At 67.7% G+C, this 19,248-nt stretch carries 16 protein-coding genes; 9 read left to right on the forward strand and 7 right to left on the reverse strand.

Annotation, left to right across the window (positions count from 1 at the left end; genetic code table 11):
- Nucleotides 1-10 precede the first annotated feature (10 nt).
- On the forward strand, nt 11-565 hold the full coding sequence (locus EOD73_RS03715; RefSeq protein WP_240660580.1) for a TRAP transporter small permease subunit: 555 nt from the start codon (nt 11-13) through the stop codon (nt 563-565).
- Entirely contained in the window at nt 562-2,334 is a 1,773-nt protein-coding gene (locus EOD73_RS03720; protein WP_127680973.1) for a TRAP transporter large permease, read from the forward strand. Before EOD73_RS03715 ends, EOD73_RS03720 begins: the two co-directional genes overlap by 4 nt.
- A 90-nt stretch (nt 2,335-2,424) precedes the next feature.
- Here EOD73_RS03720 and EOD73_RS03725 read toward each other — a convergent pair whose 3' ends face one another.
- On the reverse strand, nt 2,425-3,510 hold the full coding sequence (locus tag EOD73_RS03725) for a TRAP transporter substrate-binding protein (RefSeq protein ID WP_127680975.1): 1,086 nt from the start codon (nt 3,508-3,510) through the stop codon (nt 2,425-2,427).
- Between the two features lie 121 nt (nt 3,511-3,631).
- Entirely contained in the window at nt 3,632-4,993 is a 1,362-nt protein-coding gene (pmbA, locus tag EOD73_RS03730) for a metalloprotease PmbA (RefSeq protein ID WP_127680977.1), read from the reverse strand.
- 41 nt (nt 4,994-5,034) lie between these two features.
- Between pmbA and yjgA the strand changes: the two genes are divergently transcribed.
- Together yjgA and mog are read left to right on the forward strand one after the other, a co-directional pair.
- Nucleotides 5,035-5,577, forward strand: coding sequence for a ribosome biogenesis factor YjgA (gene yjgA, locus EOD73_RS03735; protein ID WP_127680979.1), 543 nt, complete (start codon nt 5,035-5,037; stop codon nt 5,575-5,577).
- Entirely contained in the window at nt 5,577-6,146 is a 570-nt protein-coding gene (gene mog, locus EOD73_RS03740; RefSeq protein ID WP_127680981.1) for a molybdopterin adenylyltransferase, read from the forward strand. The genes yjgA and mog overlap by 1 nt, the downstream gene beginning before the upstream one ends.
- Before the next feature lie 14 nt (nt 6,147-6,160).
- Here mog and EOD73_RS03745 read toward each other — a convergent pair whose 3' ends face one another.
- Genes EOD73_RS03745 through EOD73_RS03755 form a run of 3 tightly spaced genes read right to left on the reverse strand, consistent with a single transcriptional unit; the run spans nt 6,161 to nt 8,386 of the window.
- On the reverse strand, nt 6,161-6,820 hold the full coding sequence (locus EOD73_RS03745; RefSeq protein WP_127680983.1) for a DUF502 domain-containing protein: 660 nt from the start codon (nt 6,818-6,820) through the stop codon (nt 6,161-6,163).
- Between the two features lie 2 nt (nt 6,821-6,822).
- The gene (gene cysE / locus EOD73_RS03750; RefSeq protein WP_127682398.1) at nt 6,823-7,593 is read right to left on the reverse strand and encodes a serine O-acetyltransferase; all 771 of its coding nucleotides are present in this window, start codon (nt 7,591-7,593) and stop codon (nt 6,823-6,825) included.
- 58 nt (nt 7,594-7,651) lie between these two features.
- Entirely contained in the window at nt 7,652-8,386 is a 735-nt protein-coding gene (locus EOD73_RS03755) for an RNA methyltransferase (protein WP_240660581.1), read from the reverse strand.
- 113 nt (nt 8,387-8,499) lie between these two features.
- On the opposite strand from EOD73_RS03755, the gene EOD73_RS03760 reads away from it, so the two are divergent.
- Nucleotides 8,500-9,342 carry an inositol monophosphatase family protein gene (locus EOD73_RS03760; RefSeq protein WP_127680985.1) on the forward strand — a complete coding sequence of 281 codons (843 nt, stop codon included), beginning with the start codon at nt 8,500-8,502 and terminating at the stop codon, nt 9,340-9,342.
- Between the two features lie 65 nt (nt 9,343-9,407).
- On the opposite strand, the gene EOD73_RS03765 is transcribed toward EOD73_RS03760, so the two are convergent.
- Nucleotides 9,408-11,018, reverse strand: coding sequence for a choice-of-anchor I family protein (locus EOD73_RS03765; RefSeq protein WP_375137424.1), 1,611 nt, complete (start codon nt 11,016-11,018; stop codon nt 9,408-9,410).
- A gap of 113 nt (nt 11,019-11,131) precedes the next feature.
- Entirely contained in the window at nt 11,132-13,549 is a 2,418-nt protein-coding gene (locus tag EOD73_RS03770) for a putative bifunctional diguanylate cyclase/phosphodiesterase (RefSeq protein WP_127680989.1), read from the reverse strand.
- Nucleotides 13,550-13,713: 164 nt separating this feature from the next.
- Here EOD73_RS03770 and mutS point away from each other — a divergent pair, with 164 nt between their 5' ends.
- From mutS to EOD73_RS03790, 4 genes are all read left to right on the forward strand, one after another.
- The gene (gene mutS / locus EOD73_RS03775) at nt 13,714-16,320 is read left to right on the forward strand and encodes a DNA mismatch repair protein MutS (protein ID WP_127680991.1); all 2,607 of its coding nucleotides are present in this window, start codon (nt 13,714-13,716) and stop codon (nt 16,318-16,320) included.
- Nucleotides 16,317-17,123 carry an alpha/beta fold hydrolase gene (locus EOD73_RS03780; protein ID WP_127680993.1) on the forward strand — a complete coding sequence of 269 codons (807 nt, stop codon included), beginning with the start codon at nt 16,317-16,319 and terminating at the stop codon, nt 17,121-17,123. Before mutS ends, EOD73_RS03780 begins: the two co-directional genes overlap by 4 nt.
- Nucleotides 17,124-17,215: 92 nt before the next feature.
- On the forward strand, nt 17,216-18,880 hold the full coding sequence (gene pyrG, locus EOD73_RS03785; protein WP_127680995.1) for a CTP synthase: 1,665 nt from the start codon (nt 17,216-17,218) through the stop codon (nt 18,878-18,880).
- Complete coding sequence (locus EOD73_RS03790) at nt 18,877-19,182, forward strand: DUF1330 domain-containing protein (protein ID WP_127680997.1); 306 nt, start codon at nt 18,877-18,879, stop codon at nt 19,180-19,182. The genes pyrG and EOD73_RS03790 overlap by 4 nt, the downstream gene beginning before the upstream one ends.
- Nucleotides 19,183-19,248 lie beyond the last annotated feature (66 nt).

The following is a 19,248-nucleotide window of genomic DNA, read 5'->3' on the forward strand; positions in this document are numbered from 1 at the left end:
GAAGTTCCTCGTGTTTGCGTCCCAAGCGATCGACCGCTTGGGGCTCCTCATCGGCCACGGCATTCGGTGGCTGATCTTGGCCTCGGTGCTGATCAGCGCCGGCAATGCGGTGATGCGAAAGGCGTTCGACATTGGGTCGAACGCGTTCCTCGAGGTTCAGTGGTACCTGTTCTCGGCCGTGTTCTTGCTCGGAGCCGGTTACGTGTTCCTTCGCAATGCGCACGTTCGCATCGACTTTCTGGCGGGCCGCCTCAGTGAACGCGCCCAGGCTGTCATCGACATCGTGGGGATCTTGGTCGTGGTGGCACCCTTGACGGTGCTGCTGGTGAACCTGTCTTGGCCCTTGTTCCACCAAGCCTGGGTGTCGGGCGAAATGAGCCAGAACGCGGGGGGGCTGATTCGCTGGCCCGTCTTGTTGCTCATGCCCTTGGGCTTTGGCCTGCTGCTCTTGCAGGCCGCGTCGGAGTTGATCAAACGCGTTGCGTTCTTGACTGGGCACCTGCCCCACGCCATCACCCCTGAAGTCAAGGCCGCAGAGGCCTCTGAGCAAGGGGCTTCGGCATGACGCTCTGGATTGCCCAAAACTTCGTGCCCCTGATGTTCCTGGGGCTGCTGTTGATGCTGCTCTCGGGATTCCCGGTCGCCTTCGGACTGGCGGCGACGGGCTTGGGCTTTGGTCTGCTCGGGATGGAACTCAGCAACCTGCACCCGGAGTTGCTGCACATTGGCAGCAGCTTGTTTCAGGCTCTGCCCCTGCGCGTGTTCGGCATCATGCAGAACGACACGCTGTTGGCCATCCCGTTCTTCACGCTGATGGGCATCATCTTGGAGCGGTCGGGCATGGCCGAAGACCTGCTCGAGACGGTGGGGCAAGTGTTCGGTCCGGTTCGTGGCGGACTGGCGATTGCGGTGATCTTGGTGGGCGCCTTGTTGGCCGCCACGACCGGTGTGGTCGCCGCAGCCGTCATCTCCATGGGCTTGATCTCGCTGCCCATCATGCTTCGTTACGGCTACAACCGAAGCATCGCGACGGGCACCATCACGGCGTCTGGCACCCTGGCACAGGCCATCCCTCCCAGCTTGGTGCTGATCGTCCTGGCCGACCAGTTGGGACGCTCGGTGGGCGACATGTACGCCGGCGCCCTGGTGCCTGGCTTGATGCTGGTCGGGCTGTACCTCCTCTTCATCGTGGCCGTTGCCGTCGTCAAGCCGGATTGGGTGCCGGCCTTGCCGTTGGAAGCGCGCATCTACAAAGAGTCAGACGGCAGTGGGGGCTACCGCTCTCTTGCGGCGTTGCTGGCCGTGTGCGCGCTGGCGGGTGTGGCCTGGCACCACCAGCACGACGCCATCCTCAATCCGATGCTCGAACGCAGCCTGCCTGCGCCAGAAGACGAGCGATTGATCATGTCGATGACCGTCGGCGCCGTCTTGGCCTGGGTGCTGGCCTTGGCCAACAAGTTCCTGCGTTTGAACTTGTTGTCGCGCTTGGCCCAGCAGGTGACCTTCGTGCTGATTCCGCCCTTGGTGCTGATCTTTTTGGTGCTGGGAACGATCTTTTTGGGCGTTGCCACGCCCACCGAAGGGGGTGCCATGGGGGCCGTGGGTGCGCTCATCATGGCGGGGGTCAAGCGACGCTTGAGCTTTGGCCTCTTGAATCAGGCCCTCGACAACACGGCCCGGCTCTCGTGCTTCGTGCTGTTCATCCTGATCGGCTCCACGGTGTTCAGCTTCACCTTCAATGCCGCCGAAGGTCACATTTGGGTCGAGCACCTGTTCGACAAACTGCCCGGCGGCGCGCTGGGCTTTCTGATCGTCGTGAACGTCCTGGTGTTTGTCCTCGGCATGTTCATCGACTTCTTCGAGATCGCCTTCATCGTGGTTCCCATCCTGGCGCCGGTTGCCGCCAGCGTGTTGCCCGCCATGGTGCCGGGCATGAGCCCCGACATGGTCATGATCTGGTTCGGGGTCATCTTGGCCATGAACCTGCAAACCTCCTTCCTGACCCCGCCCTTTGGCTTCGCGCTGTTTTACCTGCGCAGCGTGGCCCCGAACAAGGACTACACCGACCGCGTGACGGGCAAAACGATTCCGGCGGTGAGCACGGCGCAGATCTACAAGGGCTCGGTGGCCTTCATCGTGCTTCAGTTGATCATGGTCGCCGCCGTGATCGCGTGGCCGCAATTGGTGACGGGCAACATGTCCACGGTGGAAACGGTGGACGTGGACAAGGCCATGGAAGACATGGCCCCCAAGGACCCGGGCTTCGATGCCGCGCCGATCGACCCCATGGACGGCGCTTCCAGCCCCGAGGCCGCCGCCTCGGCAGCGCCTTAGCCCAAGCCAAGCGCCATGACAAAGGGCCCCGAGGGGCCCTTTGTTTTTGTTGGCGCGTCCGCGCTGACGGTTGGCAGCGCGGACACCGCCTCAAAGCGACGTGATCTTGCTCTGCATGTAGCGGTCGAAGATCGCTTCCGTGTAGCGGAACCAGCGGTTGCTTTCCTTGCGGAAGGCCGCGTAGTCCGTGTAGACCTTCTTCCAGTTCGGGTTCTTGGCCGAGATCTCGTCGTACAGCGCCATCGACTCCTTGAAGGCCAGGTCCATCACCGGGATGGGCATCTGAACCAGCTTGGTCTTGTTGGCCAGCAATTGCGTCAAGGCGGCGGGGTTGCGGGCGTCGTAGCGGGCCTGCATCTCGGTGTGCGCGTAGGCCGAAGCGGCATCGACCATGGCCTTGTACTCGGCCGGCAGGCCGTCGTAGGCCTTGGTGTTGATGTAGAGGTCGAGCTGCGGGCCGCCTTCCCACCAGCCGGGGTACATGTAGAACGGGGCCACCTTGAAGAAGCCCAGCTTCAAGTCGTCGTAGGGGCCCACCCACTCGGCGGCGTCGATCGTGCCCTTTTCCAGCGCGGCGTACACCTCACCTCCGGGGATGTTTTGCGGCACGCCGCCCATGCGCTCCAGCACCTTGCCCGAGAAGCCGCCGATGCGCATCTTCAGGCCCTTGATGTCGGCGACGGTCTTGATCTCTTTGCGGTACCAACCGCCCATTTGGGCGCCGGTGTTGCCCATGGGGAAGTGGATGATGTTGTAGTTCCGGTAGAACTCGCGCATCAGCTTCAGGCCATTGCCCTCGTACTGCCAGGCGGTCATTTGGCGGCTGTTCAGGCCAAAGGGAATCGCACAGCCCAAGGCGAAGGTCTCGTCCTTGCCGAAGTGGTAGTACGGCGCGGTATGCGCCATTTCGACGGTGCCGTTCTGCACGCCGTCGACCACGCCGAAGGGGGGCATGAGTTCGCCACCGGCGTGCACCGACACCTGGAACTTGCCTCCCGACATCTCGGCCAACTTCTTGGAGAAGACCTCGGCCGCGCCATAAATGGTGTCCAGGGCTTTCGGGAACGCAGAAGCCAAGCGCCACCGCAGCGTGGCCTGGGCATGCACGGCCGGGGCCACGCCCGCCGCCAAGACGCCGGCCAAACCGGCTTTCGACACAAACGAACGACGTTCCATCTCGCGGTCTCCATTGGGAAGTTGAGCCGCGCCGATTCTAGGGAGCCCCCTCTACGGGCCGAACCGGGAATGCCCTGTGCGCGACCGAGACACGCAGCGTGTCCAACTGCCGGTCAGGTGTTCAGTTGCCAGCCACTTTCATGCGCCGCACCAAGACCGACCCGACCGTCTTGGTGCCCGTCGTGTAGGCATCGGCGCCGATGGCGACGATGTCTTTGAACATCTGCGGCAGGTGCCCCGCGATGGTGATCTCTTCCACCGGATGCACGATCTCGCCGTTTTCGACCCAATAGCCGCTGGCCCCGCGGGAGTAATCGCCGGTGACGTAATTGACGCCCTGCCCCATCAACTCGGTGACGAACAGGCCGCGGTGCAAGCGCTTGAGCATCACCGCCAAGGTGTCGCCCGGCGCCGTCGCCCGGCTCTTCATGACGAGGTTGTGCGAGCCGCCGGCGTGACCGGTGGTCTTCATGCCCAACTTGCGCGCCGAGTAGCTCGACAGGAAGTAGCCCTGCAGCACGCCACCCTGCACCACGCTGCGGGCCCGTGTGCGCACGCCTTCGTCGTCGTAAGGCGCGCTGCCCTTGCCCCGGGGCACGAAGGGGTCCTCCTCGACGTCGATGTGGGAGGCCAAGATGGGCTGCCCCAGGCTGTCCAACAAGAAACTGGCCTTGCGGTAGAGCGCCCCGCCGCTCGTGGCTTGCACCAACGCACCCAGCAGGCCGGCGGCCAGCGTGCTTTCGAACAGCACCGGCACCTCCGCCGTGGCCACCTTGCGTGCCTTCAGGCGCGACAGCGCGCGCTCGGCGGCATAGCGGCCCACGGCCTCCGGCGTGGCCAAGTCGGCGGCGCATCGCTGGCTGCTGTACCAGGCGTCGCGCTGCATCCCGGCCCCGCGTCCGGCGATGGGAGCGACCGACAGCGAGTGGCGGCTGCTGGCATAGCCCCCGCGAAACCCTCGGCTGTTGCCAGCGAAGAAGTGCGACTGCTGGGCCGACACGCCCGCGCCTTCGCTGTTGGTGATCCGGCGGTCGGTCTGCAACGCCGCCGCCTCGCAGCGCAGGGCCAACTCGGCCGCCTGTTGGGCGTCGATGGCCCAGGGGTGGAACAGGTCCAGGTCGGGCACCGACTCGAGCATCAGGTCCTCAGCGTCGGGCAAGCCGGCGCAAGGATCCTCGGCGGTGTAGCGCGCGATGTCGTAGGCCGCCCGCACGGTGTCGCGCAGCGCCCGGTCGGAAAAATCGGAGGTGCTGGCGTGGCCGCGGCGTTGGCCCAGGTAGACGCTCACGCCCAAGCTCTTGTCGCGGTTGCGCTCCACGTTCTCCAGCTTGCCCATGCGGGCCGAGACCGACAAGCCGGCCCCCTCGCTGACCTCGGCCACCGCGTCGCTGGCGCCCTGCTCGCGGGCCAGGGCCAGCGTGCGCTCGACCAGGTCCTGGAACTCCTCACGGCTGTGCGCGAAACCGGCGGTGGCTTGGGTCATGAAATGGCTCGGGATCAAGGGGCGGTCATGATAATGAGCGCATGCCAAGACCCCGCCCCGCCAGCCCAGGCCCCAGCGACGACGACCTGGACGCCGTTTACGACCCCGGCGTCCCCAGCCGAACCCAGCAAAAGAAGGAAAGCGAAGCGCTCCAGGCCCTTGGGCTGGAGCTGCTGGCCCTGCCCGACAGCCGCCTGGACGCGATCGGCCTGCCCGACAACCTGCGCCAAGCGCTGCGCGACGGCAAAAAGATCACCGCCAACGGCGGCAAGCGCCGCCAGATGCAGTACATCGGCAAGCTCATGCGCCAGGTCGATGCCGAACCGCTGCGCGAAGCCGTGGCCGCCTTCAAGCTCGGCCACGCGCACGACCAGCTGCGCCTGCACGAGTTGGAGGCCACGCGCGAGGCCCTTCTGGCCGACGACCAAGCCTTGCAGGACTACATCGCCGCGCACCCGGGCGTGGACGTGCAGCAATTGCGCAGCCTGGTGCGCTCGGCGCGCAAGGACGCGGCCGCCCAGCCAGAGTCTCGCAGCGGGCGGGGCTACCGCGAGTTGTTCCAGTTTCTGAAGGCGCAGCCCTGATGGACGCGGTGCGCATCGGCCTGGTCTCGTGCTCCGACCGGGCCAGCAGCGGCGTGTACGCCGACCAAGGCCTGCCCAGCCTGCGGACCTGGCTGACCCAGGCCCTGCGCAATCCGGTGACCTTCGAAGAACGTCTGATCCCTGACGAGCGCAGCGCCATCGCTGCAACCCTGCGCTCGCTGGTGGACGAAGTGGCCTGCGACTTGGTGCTGACCACCGGCGGCACCGGGCCCGCTCCCCGCGATGTGACCCCCGATGCCACCCTGGACGTGGCAGACCGCGAAATGCCGGGCTTTGGGGAGCAGATGCGCCAAATCTCCCTGCGCTTCGTGCCCACGGCCATCTTGTCGCGGCAGGTGGCCGTCATCCGCGGGCGCGCTTTGATCTTGAACCTTCCGGGGCAACCCAAGGCCATCGCAGAAACCTTGGGCGGGCTGGAGGGCACCCCGGGCATCTTTGCCGCGGTGCCTTACTGCCTCGACCTTCTCGGCGGGCCCTACTTGGAAACCGACGCCACCGTCTGCAAGGCCTTTCGCCCGAAGTCGGCACTCCGTCCCCCGGCGGGCTGAGCCCCGGACCCCTTTCAGCGAGGCGGGGCGCTCGGGAGGTACTGCGGCGCCGTCACGCCCATGCTGACGTACAGGCTGGTGATGGCCTCGGCGCTGAGCTCGGCCGGGGTCACCCAGTCTTCCGGCACGAACAGCAACCCGCCGCCCACGGGCACCGGGGCCGTGGGCACCAACACAACGAGGCAGGGCCGCCCTGCCACCAAGACCGCTTCGGGTGCGCTTTGGAACCCGAGAACGGCACTGTGGGGCGCATCCCGCCCCCCGAAATGGCACCACACCGGGCGCATCGCCCGCGTGCTGGAGGGCGCCCGCGGCGACACCAGGTTGACGAAGCGCTGCGCCAAGTCGTAGACGCTGCGAACCAAGGGAATGCGTCTCACCAGCGCGTCCACCAGCCCCACCAAGCCGCGCTGCAATCCCAACTCGGTCAGCAGGCCCAGCACCAGGAGCACGGCCACGATGAGGGCCACCCCCAGCAAGTAGCCAAGCATCTCCGACTCCGAGACGCCCAGCCCAATGCGGCCCAGCCACTGGCCGAATGGGCTGGAAGGTCCGATCGACTGGCGCAGCAAGGCAAAGACCCAGGCGAACAAGGCCACGGTGGCGGCCAGGGGCAGTGCGGCCAGGGCGCCCGTGACCAACAGGCGGAGCAGGTGTCGAGGCACTCGGCGCATGGTCAGGACGGATCCACCAGCTTGGACAACTCTTCGGCGTTGAAGTGCTCAGCCTTTGCGGCGTCGGCAGGCAGGCAGTCCTTCTGGCCCTGCTGCAACTTCTGCAAGGCCCCCCACAGCAGGGCGATCTGGTGCTCGTGCCCCGCCGCCGAGTCGATCAAGCCCTTCATGGCCTGGGCCACGGGGTCATCGCCTTGGGTCACCGCGTAGGCGCTGAAGCCCATCTTGCTGGCCGCCGCCTCGCGGGCCTGCTCGGCACTGGCCTCGATGATGCGGGCCGGGTTGCCCACGGCCGTGGCGCCAGGGGGCACCGGCTTGGTGACCACCGCGCCCGACCCGATGCGCGCGCCCTCGCCCACCGTGAAGCCGCCCAGGACGCAGGCGTTGGCACCCACCACGACGCCACGCGCCAGCGTGGGGTGGCGCTTGGCGCCTTTCACCAGGGTGGTGCCGCCCAAGGTCACGCCTTGGTAGATGGTCACGTCGTCGTGGATCTCGGCCATCTCGCCGATCACGACGCCCATGCCGTGGTCGATGAACACCCGGCGGCCGAACTGCGCGCCCGGGTGGATTTCGATGCCCGTCAGCCAACGCCCCAGGTGCGAGACGAAGCGCGCCAGCGTGGTGAAGCCGTGCTGCCACAACCAATGGGCGCGGCGGTGGACGATCAGGGCGTGCAAGCCGGGGTAGCACCAGAACACTTCCCAGGCGCTTCGCGCGGCAGGGTCGCGTTCCAGGATGCAGGCGATGTCTTCGCGCAGGCGGGCAAACAACATGGGAGGGGACTTTCCAGAGGGCGGGGAGTGTAGGGACGCGGGGAGAAGGCCCGCGTCAACACCGCTCTTTGGCTTTCTGGGCCTGCGCCTGCATCGCCCGGGCGATGCCGCGCAGGATGTGCACCTCTTCGGCCTGCAGTCCGGCCCGGTTGAACAACTGGTTCAGGCGCGGCATCAGCTTTTTGGGGGCGGCAGGGTCGAGGAAACCGACGTCCACCAAGGCCTGCTCCCAGTGCGTCAACAGGCCCTGCACCGCCTGGGCATCGGCTGGCGTGGGGTCGGGCGTGCGGGCCTGCACATGAAAGCCCCCCAGGGCTTGGCGCCATTCGTACGCCAAGAGCTGGACGGCTTGTGCCAGGTTCAGCGAGCCGTAGTCGGGGTGCGTCGGGATCGAGACCAAGGCATGGCAGCGGTAGACGTCTTCGTTGGCCATGCCAAAGCGTTCGCTGCCGAAGACGAAGCCCACCCCGGTGCCCGCCAGCGCCAGCTCCGGCATCAGCGCGCGCGGCGCGTGGCAGGGCGGGCCGAAGTCGCGCGGGGTCATGGCCGTGCCCACCACGGTGTGGATGCCGTCCAGGGCCTCGGCCAGGGTGCCCACCACGCGCGCCTGTTGCAGCACATCGGTGGCCCCGCTGGCAAAGGCCAGGGTCTCGGGCTGGGTGAGGACGTCGTCGAATCGGGGCTGGACCAGCACCAGGTCGTGGAAGCCCATGACCTTCATCGCCCGGGCGGTGGCCCCGACGTTGCCGGGGTGGCTGGTGCGGACGAGAACGAAGCGTGTGGTTTGCACGACGGGCGCCGGCGGCGATCTCAGTAGAATCCCGCAATTATCCCGGCCACCGCCGGATCCCCTTGCGGGACGCTCTTTTCCACCGCCAGCCCACCTTTTCTCCAGGAACACGCATGTCCTCTGCAGCCCTGCATCCCATGCTCAACGTGGCCATCAAGGCCGCCCGCACCGCCGGTTCGATCATCAACCGCGCATCTCTTGACCTGGACGTGCTGAAGGTGGGCTCCAAAGGCGTGAACGACTTCGTCACCGAAGTCGACCATGCGGCCGAGGCCGCCATCATCAAAACCCTGCTGGAGGCCTACCCCCAGCACGGCATCCTGGCCGAAGAGTCGGGCCGCGAGCACGGCAACTCGCAAAGCGAGTACCAGTGGATCATCGACCCGCTGGACGGCACCACGAACTTCATCCACGGCCTGCCCATTTATGCCGTGTCCATCGCCCTCGCCCACCGTGGGGTGGTGCAGCAGGCCGTCGTGTACGACCCCACCCGCAACGACCTGTACCACGCCAGCAAGGGCCGTGGCGCCTTTTTGAACGACCGCCGCCTGCGCGTGTCCAAGCGCACGCGCCTGGGCGATTCGCTGGTGGGCACGGGCTTTCCGTTCCGCAAGGGCGACAGCTTCAAGCGCTACCTCAAGCTCTTTGAGGACGTGATGATGCAAACGGCGGGCGTGCGCCGCCCGGGCGCGGCGAGCCTGGACCTGTGCTTTGTGGCCGCGGGCTACTACGACGCCTTCTTCGAGACCGGCCTGTCGCCCTGGGACGTGGCCGCAGGGTCGCTGATCGTGACCGAGGCCGGCGGCCTGGTGGGCAACTTCACCGGCGAGTCGGACTTCCTGCACCAGCGGGAGTTGCTGGCCGGCACGCCGAAGATCTACGCCCAGTTGGTGCCGATCTTGCAGCCTTACACGCGGGTGATCAGCCAAGACGACAAGCCCGCCGACGAGGCCTGAGCCGGTCGACGGTCCCAAGGTCAACAGGGCGCCGCGGCGCCCTGTTCCTTTTTGAGACGTGAAGCTCAGCGGAATTCGTTGATCTGCAGCACCGTCGTGCTGCCGCTGACCTCGTGGCCCACGATCAGCAAGGCCTTGCCGTTGGGCGATTTGGCCGCGGGAATGAGGTGCAGGCCTTCGGGCCCCCGGTCGCCGCCCAGGCCGTCGCGGGGGTTCAGGTAGTCCATGAGCACGGGCGACCGCGGATCCGTCACGTCGTACACCGCCACGCCGCCGACGCGCTCCAGGCCGATGAAGGCGAGGGTCTTGGCACCAAAGCGCCCCAGCACCACCCCCTCGGGCTCCGGACCCTTGCTGGGGCTGCGGCTGTCCAAGGTGTTGTTGTCGTGGCTGGCGTTGAAGTTGGCGTTGCCCAGGCTGCTGGTGAGGCGCTCCAGGTCCTCGCCCGAATCGAACACGCGCTCCACGTTCGCATTCCAAATGCTGAACGAGCGCGCGCCGAAGCTGTACAGCGCGGTGCACTGGCCCGTGGCGTTCTTGCCGTCGGTGCCCCCGTTCGGGGTGGCGGTGATGCGCAGGCGACCCAGGTTGCTGTCGAACAGGAGGTTGGCCGCGTTCGTGCCGAACACCGCCGGGTCCAGGCCGTTGCTGCAGTGCTGGCGCACGCGCGTTTCCTCGTTGAATCCAGGCCAGTCGGCGCGCGCGTCGCCCTCGTTGGCGGTGATGAAGTAAGTGTTGCCGCCCACGGTGTACGACGCGATGGCATCGGGCAGGTACAGGCCGCGCACCGGGTAGTTGGCGATTTTCAGCAGCGGCGTGCCACTGTTGGTGTTGGTGCCGCCGTCCTCGTCGCTGGCATCCAGCCCCATGCCGGGGAGGCTGTGGTCCTTCCAGCCCAAGGGTTTGATGTCGGTCACCGTGGCGGTGGCCACGTCGACGATGGCGATGGCGTTGTTTTCCTGCAGCGTGACGTAGGCCTTGGTGCCGTCGCCGTTGAAGGCGATGTACTCGGGCTCGAGGTCTTGCGCCACGCTGGCGCCCGGGCCGTATATGCGCACGCCCGCGGCGCGCAATTCGGCCGCGCGGGCGTTGAACGCGCGGAAATCGGCCGTGGCCCCCGTGGGCGCCGTGCCGCCGTTGACGGTGATCACGCTGATCGAACCCTCCGGGTCCACCGAGTCGGGCAGGCCGTAGCTGTTGGGCTCGCCCTCGTTGGCGGTCAGCACCTTCCTGCCATCGGGCGTGAACACGATCATGTCGGGCTGGGCGCCCACGCGCACGCTGCCCAGCAGGCGCAGGTCGGTGGCGCTGTAAAAGGCCACGGTCCCCGGGTTCGTCTTGGGGTTGGCCTCGATGGCCAGGGCCACGATGCCCTCGTGCACGGCCACGCTGTTGACCGCGGCACCGAAGGCGCTGACCGAGATCGTGCCCACCTTGCTGGGCGCGCCCGGGTTGGACAGGTCCAGAACGTCGACCGTGCCATTGGCCCCGTTGACCACGAACAGGCGCTTGCTGCCCGCGTCAAAAGCGGTGATCTCGGCCGCGCCCAGCGTCCCGCCCTCGAAACCCCCGATCTTGACCAACTTGACCGCTCGCGGCCCCAGGTCCTCGCTGGGGGTTTCAGAGCCGCCGCCGCAAGCCGCTAGCAGCGAGAGGGACAAACACAGGGGCAGCACTCGGAAAGTGCGAGGCAACAGGCGGTGGCGCATGGCAATGGCAATGGCGGATTCTGAAAACCCGCCATCGTGGCCTGCGCCGGTGACATGGGCGTGACAGGCCTTGGCGCGGCTCAAGCCATGAACAGCCGCGCGAAATCGGGGGCCGGCTGCGGCTTGCCAAAGAGCCACCCTTGCCCGTAGTCGCAATCCAGCATCTTCAAGAGCGCCGCCTGCTCGGCGGTCTCCACGCCCTCGGCCACCACGGTGAGCTTGAGGGCACGCGCCATCCCCGCGATGGCCCGCACCAGCGCATCGGCGTCGGCGTCCTTGCCGAGGTCACGAACGAAGGCGCGGTCGATCTTCAAGATGTCCACGGGAAAGCGGCGGAGGTAGGACAGGGACGAATACCCGGTGCCGAAGTCGTCGATGGCCAGGCGCAGGCCCAGGTCCTTCAGGCCGAACAGCAAGTCGCGCGTCAAGCCATCGCGGTCCAAGAGCACCGACTCCGTCACCTCCAGCACCAGGCTGCTCGCAGGCACGGCGCAGCGCTCGATCTCCGCAGCCACCTTTTGCACCAAGTTGCGGGCGCGGAACTGCCGCGCCGACAGGTTGGCCGCCAGGGTGAGTTGGGTGTGCCCGGCCGCATGCCAATCGCGCAGGGTCTCGCAGCACCGCGCCAGCACCCAGTCGCCGATGGGCTCGATCAAGCCGCTGTCTTCCGCCAAGGGGATGAAGCGGTCCGGCGGCACCGAGCCGAATTGCGGCGATTGCCAGCGCAGCAGGGCCTCCGCCCCCTTCAACTGCCCGCTGCTGAGCAGCATCTGGGGTTGGTAGTGCAGCGACAACTCGCCGCCCTCTTGCGCACGGCGCAGGCGGTTGATGAGCTGCACCCGCTCGCGCGATCGCTGGTTCATATCAGCGCGGAAGAACTGGTGGTGGCCGCGGCCCAATTCCTTCGACCGGTGCAAAGCCGTCTCGGCGTGCTGCAGCAGGGCCTCGGCGTTGTCGCCATCGTCAGGGCACACCGACAGCCCCAGGCTCGCGGTCAAGAAGATTTCCTGCTCATCCAAGGTGAAGGGCTGGTCGAAGGTGCCCAGCAGTTTGTTGGCCATGGCCTCGGTCTCGGCCTCGCTGGCCAAGCCGTCCAGCAGCACCCCAAACTGGTCGCCTGTGAGGCGCACGACCAGGTCCTTGCCGCGCAGCCGGCTCTGCAAACGCTGCGCGCAGGCGTTGAGCAAGGCATCGCCTGCGGCCATGCCAAAGGACTCGTTGACCAAGCGGAAGTGGTCGAGCCCGATGGCCCCCACCACCAGCTTCGCCCCTTCGCGGGGCGTGCGCGTCAGCGCTTCGGCCAAACGCTCACGCATCAACAGGCGGTTGGGCAGGCCGGTGGTGGCGTCAAAGTGCGCCAAGCGGTCGATGCGAGACGCTGCCTCTTTGCTCTCGGTGATGTCCAGCAGGGTGCCCATGCGCCGGAGAGGACAGGCAGGATCGCTGGGCTCGACGTGCAGCAGGTAGTGGCGGTCGCCCTCGGGGGAGGTGTAACGCAACTCCGTGTCCAAACCTTCCGGGGCGGCGCTGACTTTCGACAGCACGGCATCCAACTGTTGGCCCTGACCCGCATCCAGCACGGCCCGCAAGGCGTCCATGCTGCACTCGCCCCCATTTTGGGCACCGAACCAGCGACCGATCTCGGAGGACCAACGCAGGCGCGCCTCCGCCGGGTCCCACTCCCACCAACCGGCGTGGCTGGCCTGGCTGACGAGTTGCAGTTGTTGCGCCCGCCGGTGGCCCTCGGTCATCGCCTGACGCTGTTGACGCAGGTCCACGTCGATGCAGTACATCTCGGGCTCGCCCCAGCTGTTGCGCAACAGCACATGGCTTGAGAACACCGGCACTGGGCTGCCGTCCTTGCGCTGCAACTCCAACTCCCCGGCCGGTATGGCTTGGTCGTGTTCGACCCATGCGCTGTGCAGGCGAATCACCTCGGCGCGCATGGGCACCGGGATGATCAGCTCTTCGAGCAGGCGGCCCAAGGCCTCCTCCCGACGCCAGCCGTACAGGGCTTCGCTGGCCGCGTTCCAATAAATCACCCGGCGTTGGCGGTCGTAGCCCTGCACGGCCGTGGTCGGGGTTTGGTCAAACGCGTGGCGGAACCGCTGCTCGGCGTCGCGCCAGCTGTCCATGCGCTGGCCCTCGCCGGGCAAGTCGATCAAGGCCCCGGTCACCACGCCGCCTTCGGCCAAGCCGGAGAGGCGGGCCCAGGTGCCAGCAGCCGGGCCCTGCAAGAGCTTGAACCGGCGCTGAATCCGCCCCCCGCTGCTCACCGCCCCTTCCAAGGCCGAGCGGACCTGGGCCTGGTCGGCCGGGTCGATGGCGTCCAAGAAGTCCTGCAACTGGCACACCAAGGGCAGGCCCAGCGCGGCCGCCACGTCGGGATCGGACGTCCACAACCCACTGCCAGGTTGGAAACGCCAGCCACCGGCGAAGCCGCCGCCGGACCAAGTCGGCACCGCGGCCGCGGGGGTGAGCGGGGTCACTTTCAACATGGGCTCCCTGGCGCCGAGCAAGCGCGGTCACCCGCGGAAAAGCGCCTGAGGCCTTGTAACCATGGCAGAGCCGCTGGTCAAGCCTGAAACCGCTCGGAAACTGCATGGCACCGACGCCCTCCACCCGAAAGCGGGGTCGGTCGCCCCCTAAGATCCCGCGCCCCATGACGACCCCTTCCCCCACCGAGACGGCCGACCTGTCGGCCCACACCCCCTTGATGCAGCAGTACCTGCGCATCAAGGCCGAGCACCCGGATCTGCTCGTGTTCTTCCGCATGGGGGACTTCTACGAGCTGTTCTACGACGACGCCCGCAAGGCCAACGCCTTGCTGGACATCACGCTGACGGTGCGCGGCAGCAGCGGGGGCGAGCCCGTGGTCATGGCCGGGGTGCCCGTGGTGTCGCTCGAGGGTTATCTGTCCCGCCTGCTCAAGCTGGGCGAGTCGGTGGCCATCGCCGAGCAAGTGGGCGAGGTGGGCGCGGGCAAGGGCCCGGTCGAGCGCAAGGTGGTGCGCATCGTCACCCCCGGCACGGTCACCGACGCCGAGTTGCTGGCCGACAAGCAAGACGCCCCGCTGCTCGCCCTGCACGCGGGCGGTGGCCGCTTCGGCCTGGCCTGGGTCACCGTCAGCCAGGGCGAAATCGGCTTGCTGGAGTGCAGCGCCGCCGAGCTGCCGGGCTGGCTGGTGCGCCTGGGCCCGGCCGAGATCCTGGTGGCCCGCGACACCAGTGCCGTGGGGCAACCCGAGGCCCTGGCCGCCGTGCGCAGCGCCCTCACCCCCCGGCCCGTCTGGCAGTTCGAGCCCTCGCTGGGCGAGCGCAAGCTGTGCAGCCAGTTGGGCGTGGCCTCGCTGCAAGGCCTGAACGCGCAAGACCTGCCCCGTGCCCACGCCGCGGCAGGCGCGCTGCTGGCCTACCTGGAACACACCCAGGGCCGCGCCTTGGGGCACCTGCAGCGCCTGCAGGTGCTGCGCGCGACCGAGCTGATCGATCTGCCCCCCGCCACCCAGCGCAACCTGGAGCTCACGCTCACCCTGCGCGGCGAGCCCGAACCCACGCTGCTGAGTCTCTTGGACGTGTGCCGCACCGGCATGGGCAGCCGCATGCTGCGCCACTGGCTGCTGACGCCGGCGCGCGACCGCCGCCAGGCCGTGGGCCGCCAAGAAGCCATCGCCGTGCTGATCGAGGCCGGCTTCGGCCCCTTGCGCGACGCGCTGCGCCAGGTGTCCGACGTCGAGCGCGTGAGCAGCCGCGTGGCCCTGCGCCAAGTGCGGCCGCGCGAGCTCGCCGGGCTGCGCGACACCCTCACCGTGCTGCCGCAGCTGCAAGCCGCCGTGCCCCCGGCCGCGGCCTCGCCCCTGCTGGACGCGCTGCGCGCCGCCTGCCACGCGCCCCCGCAGGCCTTGGCCTTGCTGCAAAACGCGCTGGCCGAACAACCGGCCGTGTGGCTGCGCGACGGCGGCGTCATCCGCGACGGCTTCGACCCCGAGCTGGACGAGCTGCGCGCCATCAACGCCAACTGCGACGCCTTCTTGCTGGCGCTGGAGGCCCGCGAGCGGGAGCGCACCGGCATCCCGAACCTGCGCGTGCAGTTCAACAAGGTGCACGGCTTCTACATCGAGGTCACGCAGGGTCAAAAGGACAAGGTGCCCGACGACTACCAGCGCCGCCAAACGCTGAAGAACGCCGAGCGTTTCATCACGCCGGAGCTCAAGGCCTTCGAGGACAAGGCCCTGAGCGCCAGCGAGCGCGCCCTGGCCCGCGAGAAGGCGCTCTTCGAGCAGTTGCTGGACGCGCTGGGCGCCGAGGTGCCCGCGCTGGCCCACCTGGCCCGCGCCTTGGCCAGCCTGGATGCCCTGGCCGCGCTGGCCGACCGCGCCGCCACGCTCAACTGGTGCGCGCCGCAGTTCGTGGCCCACCCCTGCATCGACATCGTCGGTGGCCGCCACCCCGTGGTCGAAGCCCGACTGGCCGAGACCGTGGGCAAGGCCTTCCAGCCCAACGACTGCCGGCTCGACGCCAAGCGCCGCCTGCTCGTCATCACCGGCCCGAACATGGGCGGCAAGAGCACCTTCATGCGCCAGGTGGCGCTCATCGCGCTGCTGGCCAGCATGGGCAGCTTCGTGCCGGCGCAGAGCTGCCGCTTGGGGCCCTTGGACGCCATCCACACCCGCATCGGCGCCGCCGACGACCTGGCCAACGCGCAGTCCACCTTCATGCTGGAGATGACCGAGGCCGCGGCCATCTTGCACGCCGCGACCGAACAGTCCTTGGTGCTGATGGACGAAATCGGCCGCGGCACCAGCACCTTCGACGGCCTGGCCCTGGCCGGCGCCATCGCCAGCCATTTGCACGACCGCTGCGCCGCACTGACCCTCTTTGCCACGCACTACTTCGAGCTGACCGCCCTGCCCGAGCGCCACCCCAGCGCCCACAACGTGCACGTGTCGGCGGTGGAAAGCGGCGACACCATCGCCTTCCTGCACGAACTGCAGGCCGGCCCCGCCAGCCGCAGCTACGGCGTGCAGGTGGCGCGCCTGGCCGGCATGCCCAACCCTGTGCTGCGCCAAGCCCGTGCCGCACTCGAGGCCCTGGAAGCCCACAAGGCGGGGGGCGAGGCGCAGGTGGACCTGTTCGCCCCCCCACCGGCGGCCGCGGAACCCGAGCCCGAGCACCCCGCCGTGCAGGCCTTGCAAGCGCTGGACGTCGACGCCTGCTCACCGCGCGAGGCCCTGGAACAGCTGTACCGCTTGAAGGGGCTGGCGCGATGAGCGCGGGCACCCTGGTTTTCTCCCACGCCAACAGCTACCCCGCCGGCTGCTACCGCCTGTTGTTCAAGGTCTGGCGCGACGCCGGCTACACCGTCCACGCTCTGCCCAAGCTGGGCCACGACCCGCGCTTCCCGGTGACCAGCAACTGGCCGCATTTGGTGGACCAGTTGGAGGCCTTCGTGGCCGACACCGTGCAGCCGTCCGGGCCGATCGACTTCGTCGGTCACTCGCTGGGCGGTGTGCTCAGTTTGATGCTGGCCGCGCGCCGGCCCGAATGGGCGGCGCGCGTGGTGCAACTCGACTCGCCCTTCATTCGCGGTTGGCGCCGCGAACTGCTGCGTTGGGGCAAGCTGACCGGGCTGGCTTGGCGCGTGCCGCCGGCCAGCATTGCGCGGCAGCGGCGCGACCACTGGCCGGACCGCAACGCCGTGGAGAAGCATTTCGGCAGCAAGCCCCTGTTCCAGGCCTGGGACCCGCGCGTGCTGGCCGACTACATCGATTGCGGCTTCGAGCCCGACCCCGTGCGCGGCGGCCTGCGCCTGGCCTTCCACCGGGAGGTCGAGACCCGCATCTACGCCGGGCTGCCGCACACCCTGCCCCACGTGGCCCGGCGCTTGAAGGCGCCGGTGGGTTTCATCGCGGGCACGCGCAGCGCCGAAATGCGCCAGGGCGGGCTGGAGGCCACGCGCCGCTTCATCGGGCCGGCGCGCTACCGGGAAATCGAAGGCTCGCACCTGTTTCCCTTCGAGCGACCGGAGACCACCGCCCAGGCGGTGCTGGCCTTGCTGCAGGACCTCGGGTAAACCCGGCCGATATACTCCGGCTTTCCTCTTGAGCGTTTCTGGCCGCATCGGCCCCCCAAGGGGGTGCGGCGCGTGGGAACGCCCTGCACACAATGACCAAATACGTCTTCGTCACCGGCGGTGTCGTGTCCTCTCTGGGCAAGGGCATTGCGGCCGCCTCGCTCGCGGCCCTGCTCGAATCCCGCGGTTTGAAGGTCACGCTGATCAAGCTGGACCCCTACATCAACGTCGACCCGGGCACGATGAGCCCGTTCCAGCACGGCGAGGTCTTCGTGACCGACGACGGCGCGGAAACCGACCTGGACCTGGGCCACTACGAACGCTTCATCACCACGCGGATGAAGCAGGCCAACAACTTCACCACCGGCAAGATCTACCAGTCGGTGCTGGAGAAGGAACGCCGGGGCGATTACCTCGGCAAGACCGTGCAGGTCATCCCGCACATCACGAACGAGATCCAAGAGTTCGTGAAGCGCGGCGCCGGCGTGGGCACGCCCGATGAAGTCGAAGTCGCCATCGTCGAAATCGGCGGCACGGTGGGCGACATCGAGTCCCTGCCCTTCCTCGAAGCCGTGCGCCAGATGAGCCTGAAGATGGGCCCGCACAACACGGCCTTCGTGCACCTGACCTACGTGCCTTGGATCGCCGCCGCCGGCGAACTGAAGACCAAGCCCACCCAACACACGGTGCAGAAGCTGCGCGAAATCGGCATCCAGCCCGACGCGCTCATCTGCCGCGCCGACCGCCGCATCCCCGACGACGAGCGCGAAAAGATTTCCCTGTTCACCAACGTGCCCGAGTACGGCGTGATCAGCATGTGGGACGTGAACACCATCTACAAGGTGCCCCGCGTGCTGCACGAACAGGGCCTGGACCAGATGATCTGCACCAAGCTGCAGCTCAGCACCAAGTCCACCGACCTCAAGCGCTGGGACACCCTGGTGCACGAGGTGGAGAACCCGCAAACCGAAGTGCGCATCGCCATGTGCGGCAAGTACACCGACCTGTCGGACTCGTACAAGTCGCTCAACGAGGCCCTGCGTCATGCGGGCATCCACAACCACGCCCGCGTGGTCATCGACTACGTCGACGCCGAAGAAATCGAAGCCGGCAAGCTCGACAGCCTGAAGAACGCCGACGCCATCCTGGTGCCCGGCGGCTTTGGCAAGCGCGGTGTGGAAGGCAAGATCATCGCGGCCCAGTACGCCCGCGAGCACAAGGTGCCCTACCTCGGCATCTGCCTGGGCATGCAAGTGGCCACCATCGAGTACGCCCGCCACGTGGCCGGCCTCGAGGGCGCCAACAGCTCCGAGATGGACCCCGATGCGCCGCACAAGGTCATCGCCCTGATCGACGAGTGGCAGGACGCCGACGGCAGCATCCAGAAGCGCGACGCCAACTCCGACCTGGGCGGCACGATGCGCTTGGGCTCGCAAAGCAGCGACGTCAAGCCCGGCACCATCGCCCACGCCATCTACGGCCCGGTGGTGACCGAGCGCCACCGCCACCGCTTTGAAGCCAACGAGCAGTACCTGGACCAGCTCCAAAAGGCCGGCTTGGTCATCAGCGCCATCACCCAGCGCGAGAAGCTCACGGAAATCGTCGAGCTGCCGCAGGCCGTGCACCCCTGGTACGTAGGCGTTCAGTTCCACCCCGAGTTCAAGAGCACGCCGTGGGACGGCCACCCGCTGTTCATCGCGTACGTGAAGGCCGCGCTGCAGCACAAGCAGACCAACGCTCAGGCCCAAGCCCAATGAGCACGCCCGCCTACGCCGTCATCGCCAGCAAGGTCAGCGACCCCGAAACCTTCAAGGCCTACATGGCCTCCACCCCGGCCACGGTGGCCGCCCACGGCGGCGAGTACGTGGTGCGCGGTGGCGCCATGGAGGTGGTCGAGGGCGATTGGCACCCGGCCCGCCTGGTGGTGCTGCGCTTCCCCTCGATGGAGGCCGCCAAGGCCTGGTACTTCGGCGAGGGCTACACCGCCTCGCGCGCCCTTCGCCAAGGGGCGACCGAGTATTTCAACGTCACGCTGGTCGAGGGCTACTCCCCCACGTGAACCCGGTTTGACCCGAAGTTACCGAGGGGTACCCCTCTAAACTTCCGTGCAGTTTTTCTTGCTTCC

This window comes from Inhella crocodyli, from assembly GCF_004004565.1.
GTDB lineage: Bacteria > Pseudomonadota > Gammaproteobacteria > Burkholderiales > Burkholderiaceae_C > Inhella > Inhella crocodyli.